Below are 13,685 nucleotides of genomic sequence, written 5' to 3' on the forward strand. Positions count from 1 at the left end.
CGCGTTACTCTGTTTTCACGCGACGCGATTCCGGAAGTCCTCGTCGCCCTCGTCCAATTTGTGGACGTTTTCGGCGATGATGTCGGCCATTCGCTCCCAGTACTTCGGCGTGTGACCCGAGTTGTGAGGCGTGATGAGTACGTTGTCGAAGTTCCAGAGGTCGTGGTCCGAGGGAAGCGGTTCGGGGTCGGTCACGTCGAGAGCGGCCCCACGGATACCGTTGTTTCGGAGGGTCGCAAGGAGGGCGTCGGTATCGACGACTGGGCCGCGTCCGATGTTGATGAGTACGGCGTCGGGTTGCATCGACTTGAACGCATTCGCATCGATGAAGTTCCGAGTCGTTTCGGTCAGCGGGCAGGCGACGACGACGTAGTCGGAGCGAGCGAACGCGTCGTGGACGCCCTGTTCGTCGTCGAAGCCGACGACTTCGTCCGTCGGGCCGCCCTTCTCGGGCGTGTAGCGGATACCGATGGTTTCGACACCGAAGGGCTCGAGGCGTTCGGCGATGGCGCGGCCAATCGCGCCGAGGCCGATAATAGAGACAGTCGAACCTTGGAGTTCGAACGTCGGATACGATTGCCAGTGGCTCTCGCGCTGTTGACGTTCTGCGATGTGGAATCGACGCGTGAAGTAGAGGATGCTCCCGATGACCTGCTCGGAGATGTTCGGGCCGTGGACACCGGACCCGTTCGTGACCGCGATGTCGTTGGCTTCGAACGCCTCGATTGGGAGGTGACCGGTCCCGGCGAAGACACAGGCGAAGAGGTCGAGGTCGTCGGTGGTTTCGAGGACGTCTTCGGGAATCGTGAATCCGGTTGCAACCTGTGTACGCGATAGCAGGTCGCGTTCTTCTTCGGGAGTTTGTGCGAGTGCAACGGTGCGCTCTGGGAGTCGCTCGCGGAGTTCTTCGGCGTACGCTTCCGCAGAAAGACCGTGTATTTTCTGTCGCAGGACGACGATGTCTGGGTCGCTCATACTCGTTGGTTCTCGAATTGCATGATGAATCTGTTCGATTTCGTTCGACTGTGGAGAGACTGGAGAGGACGGCGATTCGTGGGGTGTCTCCCTTCGGAGAGCGGTTCGACCCTGCGAGATGAGTCGCGTCACTTCGACCGCATCGACGGACGCATCGACGACGAATCGAGAGCCATCGTCGCCGAGTTTCCACGCGACGGGGGCATAGCCTTGGGGGGCGGAGCCGCTCTCGACGAAGACGAAATCGCCAGTCTCGTCGCGGAAGACGACTGGGTCGCGATTTCGGTCTGTTTCGTCGATGCTCATTTCCCGAAACATGTGGTGAGATAGCTGATAAATCTCCGCCCCCAGTTATCAACAACGGTAGTGAGGTCGAATGTGTCGGAGACAGCACCACAGAGACTCGCCGAATCGGTTCAGGGGGTTTAATAGCCGCCAAGAGTCCTCTACCGGTATGGAACGCGTAGACGTCGCCATCGTCGGCGGTGGCCCGGCTGGCACGTCGGCGGCACACGCTGCTGCTTCTGCCGGTGCCTCCGTCGTCGTCCTCGAAAAAGGCGTCCCTCGTGCGGACCGACAGGGACTCGGTCCGGATTCGACGGACGCCGCTGGCATCCTCGACTATTGGGTCGATATCATGGGTATCCACCCGGACGAATTTCCGGATGGAATCCTCCTCGACCACCTCGACCGCGCCGAGTTCATCGGCCCGAACGAATCGGTCATCCTCCGCAGTACGGGCATCGACGCCTCGTACGACGAGTTTGGATACACTTTCCACCGCGCCAAATTCGACGACTGGATGCGGAGTCGCGCCGAGGAAGTCGGTGCCGAGTACCGCCTCAAGGCCTCGGTCCGAGATGTCGAAACGGACCTCGACGCAACTGGTAGTGAAGACGACCCCCGACACGTCGTCAGCCTCGCAAACGGCGACGACATCGGTGCGGACTTCCTCGTCCTCGCCGACGGGCCACAGCGAACGGTGACGAACAAAGTTCTCGACAAGTATCTCTCTTTCCCGATTACCGACCGTCTCGCCGCGCCCAAGGTCAACCACATCGCGTATCAGGAACACCGCGAGTTTCCGCCGGAACTCTTCGACGAAGTCGATGGCGGAATCAAGTTCTGGTGGGGCTACATGCCCGGCCACACGGCCTATCCGTGGATTTTCCCGAACGACAACAACGTCTGCCGCGTCGGTCTGACGATGCCCATCGGGATGGACATCGACGAGGTCGAAGACCGCGACGATTACAAACTCCTTCGCCCCGAAGACGAGCGCATCCCGCAGGGCCGCGAGTACGTCCGCCGCCTGCTCGAACAGGAGTACGGCGACGAGTACGACATCGACGAGGACTTCCCACTGGTCGAAGAGCGCGGGAAGACCAAGGGCACAGAAACGTACTCTATCTCCTCGACGCGACCAATCGACTCGCCCGTACAGGCAGGCATCGCCGTCACCGGCGGTGCGATGGGTTCGACCTCGGCCTTCCACGAAGGCGGCGACCACGTCGCCGTTCGGACCGGTGCAATCGCGGGCGAACTCGCCGCCGAAGGCGACCTTTCTGACTACAACGAACGCTGGAAAGACGCAATCGGTGACGAGATTCTCCGCAACGTTGCGATGGCCGAAATCGTCCACGACTACACGCCAAAGCAGTGGGATAAGACGTTCAAAGCCGCTCGCAAACTGCTGGCCGACGACGATGGCTACAGAGCCTTCGCCGCGAGCAAACTCACCGCCGGATTCAGCGCGGCAAAACTGGCCACGCAGTACCAGAAGACGAAACTCAAGTACCGCAACGGAAAGTACGTCCAACTGACCGAAGACGAGTACGAGTTGTAAGCAGGTCGCGGTCGGAACTCGTTTTACCCCGCATGTTCTAGAGTCGGTGCGCACCTCAAATCCCCGTCCGAGTACTCCCACATTGGGAGCGATGACAGCACGGAGAACCCGGGTGTGCGACATCTACTGGCCGGTGAATACCGGTGTACTTCGGAACGTCCGCGCCCGAAAGACGGACCGCCTGACACGAGGGTTTCCCGGTTGACACGGCACGCCGCCAAGGGATGAGACCGGCCGTTAGTGTCTCGGGCGACATTCGACCATTTACACTGCGCGAGCCGTTGGCTCGCTCGGCACAAGCTTGATCAAAAGCACTCCTCCTTCGGTCCGTTCCGCCCTTCAGTCGTCGGCTCGACCGCTCCCGTCGGTCGCGCTCGGTGAGCCTACTAGTAGATCCCCGCCCGTTAGTGTCTCGGGCGATATTTCAATCACCGAGAGAGTCCCAGCTGATAGCTTCGAGGCTGCACCGTTCCTCCGGTGGGAGAGTTCGAAGACGTCAATCAACGAATCACGTCAGTCTCTGGACCATCGAGAGTAACGCTCGCTGACGACCGAACGTATCACCCGACGATACCGAGCGGCCAGCGTCGTCACCACGAGACGGTCGCGGTCGTTGACGCCGAGGACGACGAGAGAACCGAGATACGTCACCGCGCCGAGTACGAGGCCGAGAGCGACCGAACTGGCACCGGGGAGCGCCTCGCGGACGAGAAACATGACAACGACCGTTGCGACACCAGCCCCAAGCGGTTTGAGGAACGTCGCATCGAAGGGCCAGAGTCCCTCGAAGTGGCGCAAGAGGACGACTTGGAGAGAGTTCTGAACGCCGATAGCGACAGCCGTCCCAAGTGCCGCACCGAGTAGGCCGAACGCCTGGATGAACGCGAACGTGAGCGCCGTATTCAGTACGGCGAGTAACCAGTCCAGTGCCATTCGGGCGTACTGGTGGTCAGTCATCATGAGCAACCAACCAGTCGCGCCGACGGCGCTCCCGACGAGGACGCCGCCGAGATAGACCACGAGGGGAACGTAGCCCGCCGTGAAACCCGGCCCGAAAACAGACAGAATCACCCGTCCGTAGACGACCAGTACGATGAGAACCGGGACGACGCAGGTGACAATGAGACGCGTCACCGCGGTGTACACTGCATTGAGTGTCTCCATCTCACCATCGCTGTAGAGCCTCGATGCGACCGGCGGGAGGAGCATGTTAAACGAGAAGAGCGGAATCCACGCGAGTGAGACGAGGACGATTACGACGTTGTAGACCCCCGCCGCACTCGCGGTCAGCAGGAACCCCACGAGCATCACGTCGACGCGGTTCTGAAACACCTTGCCGAGACTACTCAGTGCGATGGGTCCCGAGTAGTTGTAGAACTGCCGGGCCTCCGAGCGTACGCCACCCAAGACGGGACGGATACCAGTCGACGAGGCAACCATCGGGAACCCAACGAGTACGAGTCCAGCCATCCCGACGACGAACGCGCCAGCGACACCGACCACCGAGTAACCGACGGCCAGCGCGGTGACGGCGCCGACCAACGTAACGGTTGGGCGGAGGACGCGATTAAACAGCGCCTCGCCACGAGCCGATTGAACTGCTCTGAGGACGCCAGCGTGAATATTGACTATCCCGACGAGGACGACCAGAGCCGCGAACAACTGGATGGTCGGTGGGAAGTCGGGGTGTGAGACCGTCGCGTCGTTGAGCCATCCACTGGCGAGAATCACCGCTCCGGCGAGTCCAATGCCGACGACGAGTGTCGTCAGATACGCCAGCCCCACAACTCGGCCCTGCCGGTCCGGGTCGTCACGATACGCAGAGACGTAACGTTGGAGCGTCGGGACCGACCCGACGTTCACAAGTTGGAACAACAACTGGGAAATCCGCCAGGCAAACGCGTAGACCCCGTAGACGACCGGCCCGAGCCCCTGTGCGAGTGCATACTCGGTCGCCGTCGTCAGCGCCCGTTGGAGAGACTGTCCACCGGAGGCGACGACCGCGCCGTGACCAATCGTCAGTAGCGCCTCGCGTTCCTCCTCGGGGATATCGTCGTCGGATGTATCGGAGGGCACTGTCGCGTTCTTGTGGCTTGGTGGCGGCGAAGATAAGTCGCCTGATTCTCCTCGTTGGTGACCGTGGTCAGCCGGTGGTCAGTTCGTCGATGTTGAGGAACGAGGGTGGAAAGTAGATAGAGCGCAAAAACGAGTCGTAGACGGCATCTCACACTCCGTGAGACGAATCTCTGCAACGATTATTCGCCGCGAGAGATAAGCCAGATACGCCCGCCGCTTCGCACGTGAACGTCGAACCCTGCATAGCGAAACGTGAGACTACACAGCCCCTTCTGGCACGAAGAGTCGATAGAAGCGAACACGTCTGGGTCCATGACGTCGTATATTGGCGGGAGTTCTGTCACTGGAGTGTTTCTAGCCACCGCTACACATCGTAGTACCTGTTCGAGCAGCGTTTCTTCGTCGTCCCGTTCGGTGCGGCGTTCTGTTAAGATCGTCTGCGAGCGTAATTCCCGGTCCATCGATGTCCTCACGTTGTTGCAGGTGCTGCCTTACGGAGTTCGAACGGGGTGGTTCAGCGACGCTTTTGGCAGTTCTTCCCGTGGTAACCGCCGTCAGCAGTGCGTTGGATAGGCCTCCACAGTTCGTACATCGATTCGAATGATAGACGAAACGCGTCGTCGTCGAGAGTATCGCCAGTGAGTTCACGCACGAACCGGTGTTCTGTAGCCTCGGCCCAGTTCGGTTGTGTTCGTACTCGTAACCAGTCGGTAAAGCGTGCATCTGTCCGAGTCGCTGCGTAGGCGTCGAACGTCGGTTCGGTCATACGTGCCACTCCTCTTGTCGCCAGGCAGCGTCCCAGAACCGATATTCGTAGCGTGCAGAGGTCTCGAACAAGTCGCGGTAGCGGTCACAGTCGTGTTCGGTGGAATCGGCGGCAACCTCGTCCATGAGCGTCAGACACCAGTCGGTGAGTTCGGTGAATTCGTCACCGGCGTACGTCTCTATCCACTCTGCGTACCGGTCGTCGTCTGGGAGGCCCGCCGCGGCGAGTCGCTTTCCCGTCTCGTTGAATCCCCACATACAAGGGAGTAAGACGGCCACAATGTCACCAAACGTGCCGTGTGACGCAGTACGCAACAGGAAGTCTGTGTACGCGCGAGCCGTCGGCGACGGTTCCGTGGCCTCCAGTTCGGAGTGGGAGATTCCAAAGTCCGCTGCGTACGACCGGTGGAGGTCCATCTCGACGTTGACTGTCGAATCGAGCAACTCGGCGAACGTCCCCATCTCACTGAGAGAGGGTGCTTTGGAAGCACCGAGTGCGAACACGCGACTGTACTCGATGAGGTAGACGTAATCTTGCCGCACCCAGTATCGAAACGGCGCTTCGTCGAGCGTTCCCGCACCAAGTTCTCGGACCATCGGATGTTCGAGAATCGACTCCCAGATGTCGTCTGCTTCCGCGCTGATTTCGTCTGTGAACGCCATGGTAGTCAGACGGGCGTCGGGTCGAAAAGTATTATGAGCAATGAATATTGGGGAGTGATTGTCAGTTGGTTACCCGCCGTTGACGTTCTAACACGCCGAAAATCCCTAATTTTCAAAATTAATTCTTGCGCAGGAAGGTATATCTTGCAAATGTTCATTTACCAGTTAATGTCAAGAGAGAGGGTAGCACGGACGCGACGGAGTGTGTTGTCGGTTCTCGGAATGGGACTGCTCGCTGGATGTAGCGGACAGGGTTCGAACGCCACGACACCAGATGCGGCGACGCAAGCGACGACACAGACCGCGCAAACGACGACCTCGACTGAGACGGCAACGCCCGAACCGACCGAAGAGCCGACGACGGTCGAGCCAACACCCGACGAACCCGAGTACACGATTCCGACGTTGGAAATCGTCGAACCACCCGAAGACTTCCAACCGGCGTTCGACAAGTCGATGGTCGTCTTCGGCGTTCGTCTGGTCGCCACCGAACGCGTCTCGGAGACGAAGCTTCGACACGCGGGTACGGTCATGGCGAAGTACCTCGATAACGACGAGGATGGCGTCCCCGACAATCCTGCTGTCGTCGACGAACTCGTCGCCCAGAAGGCGACACTCATCGTACCGTACGACGAGCGAGAGTTAGAGGAAGTATTCGGATTCTTGGAGCAGACGTTCCCTCCGTCTCGCGCGGAGTCGATTCAGGACCTCCACGCCGTCGAGATTCTCCCGAGTGGACTGCCGCATTCGACCACTGGAGACCGATTCGACGCGACGCTGGAAGAGGTACTCCACCTCGTCACACACGTCGGATTTTCGTCGGTCTATCCCGACGTGTTCGGCGAGCAAACAGGCTCAGAGATTGCACGTGCGATGGATGCCGCGAGAGGCGGTCACTTCGAAGACGTGCCAAACAGCTACCCCGACGGCGCGTGGTACACTTACGACGATGACACCTGCGACTACGGGTGCCAAATCACGGAGTACACCTACTGGGCGGCCACGTCGGCGATGGGCGCACAGGAAGTGGGGAGTCGCCCCGGCGAAATCGACAACGAGTGGAAACTGGCGACGCGAGCGGCCGTCGAAGAGCGAGATGCGGCCGTCTTGGAAATCCTCTCGAATCCTGAGTACGGGTTCCCAACGAAACTTCCAGATGGGACGTACGGGCCTGCCGAAGAGTAAGTAAGAAGAGAAGAGTCAGGTCGTGCTTACAACCCGGCGACGTCTTCGATGGCGTCGGTCAGTTCCTTGATTGAGTCTACTGTGTGTTCACCCATGTGACCGATACGGAACGTCTTCTCGCCGAGGACGGAACCGTAGCCGTTCGAGAAGGCCATGTCGTACTCTTCGTTGACTTGCTTGATGGTCCCGGCGACGTCGATTCCGTGCGTGTTCTCGATACAGGCGACTGTCTGTGACTCGTAGCCCTCCTCGGGGAACATCTCGAAGTACTGCGATGCCCAGTCGCGGGTGTACTCGGCCATCTCAGCGTGGCGGTCACTCCGCCCTTTGTGGCCCTCGTCGAGCATGTACTTCATCTGCTTGCGGTAGGCGAGCATGATGGGAATCGCGGGCGTAGAGTGGGTCTGTCCCTTCCGGTCGTAGTAGTCGAACGCGCGCTGGAATCCGCCGTACCACGACGCGGAGTCCGTGGTGACTTCCCGGTCGTACGCCTCGTCGCTGACGACACACACCGCGAGTCCCGGCGGCATGGCGAACGCCTTCTGCGTGGAGGCGAAGATAACGTCGATGTTGTGTTCGTCGATATCGACGTAGTCGCCGCCAAGTGCCGACACCGCGTCCACCACGAAGTACGTCTCGGGATATTCGGCGACGACGTCACCAATCTCTTCGATTGGGTTGCGAACGCCGGTCGAACTCTCGTTCATCACACACGAGACGACGTCGTAGTGCTTGTCGCTCGATTCGAGTACTTCGCGCACGTCTTCGGGTTTGACTGCCTGACCCCACTCGTATTCGAGTCTATCGACGTTCTTGCCGAGTCGCTCGGCGACGTTGGCGTGACGCTCGCTGAAACTCCCACAGGTCGTACAGAGGATGTTCTCGTCGACGAGGTTGAGCGTCGAAGCCTCCCAGAACTCCGTGCCCGACGCCGTGAGAATCATCAGGTTGTGGTCGGTTCCGAGGAACTCCTTCGTGTCCTCGACGATGGTCGTATAGAGGTCCGTCATCCGGTCCATGCGGTGACCGAACATCGGTTGAGCCATCTCCTCGATGACGTCATCGCGCACCTCGGTCGGACCGGGGATGTACAGTTTCTTCCGCGGATAGTTGTCTTTGTATTCGCGTTTCTTGGTCACAGAAACCACCTACGTACGGTCCTGTGTGTAGCGCGGTGGCATGGTACTTTTGATTCCGACACTGTTCGTCGTCTACGCAGACTCGGGGAGTGACACTTACTCTAGAGACTGCTCACTCGACGAACTCGACGCCGTTCATCTCGAATCGTGCGCCACCGCTCTCGCTCTCGGTGAGGTGAATCTCCCAGCCGTGGTTGGAGACGATTTCGGAGACGATACTCAGACCGAATCCGGTTCCGTTGGCCGACGTCGTATGGCCCGGTTCGAAGACCAACGCTCGCTTCTCAGGTGGGACACCGGGGCCATCATCTTCGACGTAAAAACCGTCGTCAGTGAGGCCAACGGTGACGGTCACACCCTCATCGCCGTTATCGACACCGCCGTCAGAGACAGCTGAGTCATCTGGCCCCCCGTGTTCGATGGAGTTCCGAAAGAGATTCTCGAACAGTTGGTCGAGCCGTCTTGGGTCTGCTCGAATCGTTTTCTCGCCCTCGACGACGAGTGTCGAACCGTCGCTGGTGACGTTCGCCCACGCCGTGGTCGCACGGGACGCGAGTTCGACAGACTGGGAGTCCATCGCCGTCGTCCCTTCGCGGGCGAGTACGAGCAAGTCGCCGATGAGCGTCTCCATCCGCGTGTGTGCCCGTTCGATGGTTTCGAGATGTTCGTTATCGGACGCTTCTCGTGCCAATTCGAGACGCCCCTGTGCGACGTTCAGTGGGTTTCGCAGGTCGTGGCTGACGATGCTCGCAAATCGCTCTAACCGCTCGTTCTGGAGTTCGAGTTCCTGTTGACGCTGCTTGCGCTCGGTAATGTCGCGGACGACCGCAAGCACCCGCTTTTCTCCCTTGATAGTCGTTTCGCGGAGGTGAACCTCGACCGGAAGTGGCTCTCCAGTCTTTGTCTCTGTCATCCATTCGAAGCTCTGTGTTCCATCTATCGCCGCTCGTCGAACCAGTTCTTCAGCGTGTTCGGCACTGTACGGCGGTTCGTCCCAGTGTATCTCCGCAAATTTCAGTTCGAGGAGTTCTTCACGACGGTAGCCGAGCATCGTACAGAACTGCTCGTTCGTATCTACAATTGCCCCAGTTTCCGGTTCGTGAATGACGACGCCGTCTGGGATTTTCTCAAATATTTCGTGGTATTCAGGCATTCTCCAAGGGAAGTGGACACAGCATCGTTCGACTGGTATCGACACTGGACGTATCGAACGCACACGTCACGGTGACATTTTGCAAACCAATATCAGTGTAGTCAACGGTAGGTGTGTTAGCTATTTCGCCGGGAAGGAGTACTACCTCAGACGGACTCAAAGGAATGCCACAGCGAACAGAAAGTAGATGACGACGCTGATAACGTCCTGAAGCGCCGTTGCGAGTGGCCCGCTTCCGAGCGCCGGGTCCACGTCGAGCGTGATGAACCCAATGGGAATGAGCGAAGCGAGGGTAGTTGCGACAGTACTCGAAACGAACAACGAGAGAGCGACGACGAGACCGACTTCGGACGAATTGGCGATGAATGTCGCTCCGATGCCGCCGAGAATGCCTACCATGCTCCCGACGACGAGGCCAACGAGAAATTCTCGTTGTAGGTAGGACCCGTAGTTGACGTCTGTTACCGCGAAGGCCCTGACGGCGATAGCTTCGGACTGCGTTCCTGCCGAATCCGCGATGTAAGCGACGACGGGGAGGAAGTACGCGAGCGCAACCGTCTCTCGAAGCGTCGCCTCGAACTGGCTCGAAATGATGCTCAGGATTAGGCCAACCACGACTCCGAATAGGAGCCACGGTGCGCGACTCCGAACCGCGACGAGTACACGGGCCGACGCGAGGTCTGCGATTCGAAGTCCCGTGTGCTGAACCCCGGCTCCGACGAGTACGTCTTCGAGATGCTCTCTGTGCATCGTGTCGATGATGGTCTGCGAAGTGACCGCCCCGACGAATGCCCCGTCGTCTTCGACGACCGGAATTTCGTCTCTATCTGCTTTGATTGCCAAGTAGACGGCCCGTTCTCTATCGGAGGCGGGGTGCAACCGAGCCTTCGCTCGCTCCATCACGTCTCGAGCGGTCACCTCGTTGGCCGCCCCGAAGATGTCGGCAATGTCGATTCGACCGACGAGTCGCCCATCATCGAGGACGTACACCGTCTCGGCACTCTCCCACGTCTCGCCCACGAGCCGGTCGAGAACGACCCTCACGGTGTCGTTCGGGTGGCACGTCGGAATCGCGGTGGTGGTGATGCCGTCGATTGTGTTGTCTGCTGTTCTCGTCGGCATGTGTATACCATAGGCACGTTGTCAGAAAAGCGATAGCTGTCTCTCGTAGCTTTCAGCGGTCTGTACCCAGTATCCACTTCAGTTGTCTGTACTCTGTACCCACGCGTCCCACGCTGGACGAGCAGACCCATCGTCGCGCCGCAAGGCCATCGTATCGAACGCGGGGTTAACCGATGCTGGTTGATAGACGAACGCCCAGAGGACGAGTGCAACTTCGACGTCGGAAAGCAAGTCGAACAATCGGGTGACAAAGTTTGCTTGCTCGGTTTCGGTACTCTCCCAGCCATCGATATCGAGGTGGGCAGGCCACCCGGTTTCGACGAGTGCGAGTGGCTTTCCGGCACGTTCGGCGAACTCGGTGTAGTACGTCGCAGGTATCTCAGATGGGTCACGGAAGGCGAGACTTGGATAACTCGTGAGTCCAACGAGGTCGGCCTTCTCGAACGTCGAGAGCAGGTCCCACTGTGCTGTTTCGGGGTCGTTTTCGCCGCCGAAAAGCCCCCCACGAAGACCGAGGAACCACTCTTGCTGGAAGGTGGTGTAGACTTTCGTCTCCGGCGAGACGGCCTTGATTGCGTCGTACGCTTCATCGAACAGCGAGACGAAACGCTCGAACTGCGCGGGTTCCTCGGTAGCGTGGATGTTGACTTCGACGCCGAGTCCGAGATACGGCGGTGTGAATTGCTCAGCGAACGATTGGGCGTCCGCGACGTAGTTCTCGATTGCGTCGTCGTCGAGGGGGCGGAACAATTCTCGGTCGTTGACCGAGTAGACGCCGGTATCGAAGATTGGGAGGATGTCGTAGGAATCGACCAACTGTGAAACGATTGCTGGAGTCCCCGCCTCGTCGCCTAACTCCGCCCAGTCACCCGCCCATCGTACGGCGAGGTCGCTCTCGGAGACGAGTTCGAAGAAGTCCGTGAAGTCGTCGGGGTCGTAACTCTGTGGCGTCAACGACACGCCGAGATGCGGCGTTTCGTCACCCGTCTGTGTCGCAGGTGTCGCGTCGGTTGATTCTTCGGTCGTCGATTCGGTGGCCGTGGTCGCCGAAGACGTGACAGGGGGTGCTGGCTGACTCGACCCTGCACACCCGGCGGCGAGACCAATCCCAAGTGTCCCCAACAACGCTCTCCGACGCATATTGCTGAGTGACTGTCACAGTTTGTGATAATTCTGCGTGTCGCTCAGTTGCCACATTGCGATACGAGAAGCGGTGAGTTCGAAGAGAACAGTCGAGCGAATTTCAGGCGGCCAGTCGTCGCGCGAACACGCGACTCAGCGCGAAGATGAACACGGCCGCAACAATCGCTGCACCTCCGACACCGACGACAGAGACGGGAATTGTCGTCGCCGCGAACGGGTTTTCCCCGCCAGCGGCGAAGAACATCGACATCGCCCGGTCACCGCCCTGTCCGAGGATGAAAATTCCGTTGATGGCGACGATTGCAGACAGACCGGTGATGAGGCTAATCAGCGAAGCGACGTCTTCGATATTCAGCAGTCTACTGGCTTCTCGCTCGCTCAACGCGCCGGAGGCTGTGACGCGTCGATAACCGACGTACGCCAACGCGAGTGCGGAGACGGTCACGATTGTGCCAGCGTACGCACCCAAGAGGAGAATCTTCGGCGACGACCACAGGATGTCCCCCGGCGGGAATAACGTCCGCGTCGATGTGGGAAGCAGTAGGCTCAGTGGGACGATGAGCCCGAGCGCGGCGAGGATACCACTTTGCCACGCAAGTTTTCGGGAGAGGGGTTGTTTAAACAGACTTCGACGGCGTACCCGGAGGCGTTCGTACGTCGAATCACTGAGGAGTGCTGCTGCGATAGGGTCGTGGAACTGTTCGTCGCCATCCATGCTGGTTACCGACGGAGTAGACAAGTCCAGATAAAAGTCCGTCGGTCAGAAAATTAGTGCGTAACGCAGATTGTCACAGAAGAAGACAAAATCTCACACAGGCCGAAGTGGCAACGCACCCAGTCAATTATACAGAAAATGAGTTGAATTTCGTGTGTTTCGAAACAGAGGTGAGATACTCTTCGAGCAAATACAGCAGCAATCCAGCAATATCGGAGGAAGGCGACAAGTTCTGCACCCCGGTGGACTCAATGTCAGGCCGAGAGTCGTTGGTCGAACAGCCGACTTGCGAGGAAGAAAACGACAGCCAACGCAGTCGTAGAGAGACCGACACCGAGAACAGAGACTGGCATTCGCGTCGGGGCGAACGGGTTTTCGCCGCCCGCAGAGAGGAACAGCGACATGGCCGCTTCACCACCCAATCCGAGGAGGAAGGTTCCGACGACGATGGCGACGGCGAGGACTCCCGTCACGAGACTGACGACCGAAGCGACGTCCTCGATATCGAGCAGTTTGCACGCCTCTCGCTCGCTCAACTCGTCGTCGGCTTTGACCCGACGATAGCCGACGTAGGTCAGTGCGAGCGCCGAGGTGGAGACGATTGCCACCGCGTAGACACCCAAGAGGAGAATCTTCGGCGTCGCCCACAGGAGGTCGTCGCTGGAAAAGAGCATCTGTGTCGATGCTGGAAGCGTCAGCGTCAGTGGTAAGACGAGCGCGAGCGTCGCAAAAATCACACTCTGCCAGATGAGTTTTCGTGAGAGCGGTTGTTTGAACAGCGCATACCGACCGACTCGGAGGCGTTCGTAGTGGGAATCGCCGAGCAGGGCCGCAGTAATAGGGTCTTCGTAGGGTTTGTCGCCGCTCATGTGTGGGTAATTGCTCGTCGGGAATCGTACAATA

Annotated in this window: 13 protein-coding genes; 2 read left to right on the forward strand and 11 right to left on the reverse strand. The window is 59.1% G+C overall.

From position 1 onward, the window contains the following. Window positions 1-15: 15 nt before the first annotated feature. Entirely contained in the window at window positions 16-975 is a 960-nt protein-coding gene (locus ACK509_RS13140) for a D-2-hydroxyacid dehydrogenase (RefSeq protein WP_410767263.1), read from the reverse strand. A gap of 454 nt (window positions 976-1,429) precedes the next feature. Between ACK509_RS13140 and ACK509_RS13145 the strand changes: the two genes are divergently transcribed. Beyond that, window positions 1,430-2,821, forward strand: coding sequence for an NAD(P)/FAD-dependent oxidoreductase (locus ACK509_RS13145; RefSeq protein ID WP_410766993.1), 1,392 nt, complete (start codon window positions 1,430-1,432; stop codon window positions 2,819-2,821). Between the two features lie 513 nt (window positions 2,822-3,334). Here ACK509_RS13145 and ACK509_RS13150 read toward each other — a convergent pair. The 4 genes from ACK509_RS13150 to tenA form a co-directional block, all read right to left on the reverse strand. Further along, on the reverse strand, window positions 3,335-4,897 hold the full coding sequence (locus ACK509_RS13150) for a lipopolysaccharide biosynthesis protein (protein WP_410766994.1): 1,563 nt from the start codon (window positions 4,895-4,897) through the stop codon (window positions 3,335-3,337). A gap of 179 nt (window positions 4,898-5,076) precedes the next feature. Continuing rightward, on the reverse strand, window positions 5,077-5,358 hold the full coding sequence (locus ACK509_RS13155) for a HalOD1 output domain-containing protein (protein WP_410766995.1): 282 nt from the start codon (window positions 5,356-5,358) through the stop codon (window positions 5,077-5,079). Between the two features lie 53 nt (window positions 5,359-5,411). Beyond that, a complete protein-coding gene (locus ACK509_RS13160) occupies window positions 5,412-5,663 on the reverse strand; it encodes a hypothetical protein (protein WP_410766996.1) in 252 nt (83 codons plus the stop codon). Further along, complete coding sequence (gene tenA, locus ACK509_RS13165) at window positions 5,660-6,325, reverse strand: thiaminase II (protein ID WP_410766997.1); 666 nt, start codon at window positions 6,323-6,325, stop codon at window positions 5,660-5,662. The genes ACK509_RS13160 and tenA overlap by 4 nt, the downstream gene beginning before the upstream one ends. A gap of 168 nt (window positions 6,326-6,493) precedes the next feature. Between tenA and ACK509_RS13170 the strand changes: the two genes are divergently transcribed. Next, complete coding sequence (locus ACK509_RS13170; protein ID WP_410766998.1) at window positions 6,494-7,510, forward strand: hypothetical protein; 1,017 nt, start codon at window positions 6,494-6,496, stop codon at window positions 7,508-7,510. 26 nt (window positions 7,511-7,536) lie between these two features. Here the strand turns inward: ACK509_RS13170 and ACK509_RS13175 are convergent, their stop codons facing one another. The 6 genes from ACK509_RS13175 to ACK509_RS13200 all read right to left on the reverse strand — a co-directional run bounded on the left by ACK509_RS13175 (window position 7,537) and on the right by ACK509_RS13200 (window position 13,651). Continuing rightward, on the reverse strand, window positions 7,537-8,649 hold the full coding sequence (locus tag ACK509_RS13175; RefSeq protein WP_410766999.1) for a pyridoxal-phosphate-dependent aminotransferase family protein: 1,113 nt from the start codon (window positions 8,647-8,649) through the stop codon (window positions 7,537-7,539). A 112-nt stretch (window positions 8,650-8,761) separates the two neighbouring features. Then, a complete protein-coding gene (locus ACK509_RS13180; RefSeq protein ID WP_410767000.1) occupies window positions 8,762-9,802 on the reverse strand; it encodes a two-component system sensor histidine kinase NtrB in 1,041 nt (346 codons plus the stop codon). A 156-nt stretch (window positions 9,803-9,958) separates the two neighbouring features. Beyond that, a complete protein-coding gene (locus tag ACK509_RS13185) occupies window positions 9,959-10,924 on the reverse strand; it encodes a magnesium transporter (RefSeq protein ID WP_410767001.1) in 966 nt (321 codons plus the stop codon). 78 nt (window positions 10,925-11,002) lie between these two features. Then, window positions 11,003-12,064 (reverse strand): hypothetical protein, encoded by a 1,062-nt coding sequence (locus ACK509_RS13190; protein WP_410767002.1) that lies wholly within the window; start codon window positions 12,062-12,064, stop codon window positions 11,003-11,005. A 103-nt stretch (window positions 12,065-12,167) separates the two neighbouring features. After that, a complete protein-coding gene (locus ACK509_RS13195; RefSeq protein ID WP_410767003.1) occupies window positions 12,168-12,782 on the reverse strand; it encodes a hypothetical protein in 615 nt (204 codons plus the stop codon). Between the two features lie 254 nt (window positions 12,783-13,036). Then, window positions 13,037-13,651: a hypothetical protein gene (locus tag ACK509_RS13200; RefSeq protein WP_410767004.1), complete on the reverse strand. Its 615-nt coding sequence runs from the start codon at window positions 13,649-13,651 to the stop codon at window positions 13,037-13,039. Window positions 13,652-13,685: the final 34 nt, after the last annotated feature.

The organism is Haloferax sp. DFSO60, from assembly GCF_046557615.1.
GTDB lineage: Archaea > Halobacteriota > Halobacteria > Halobacteriales > Haloferacaceae > Haloferax.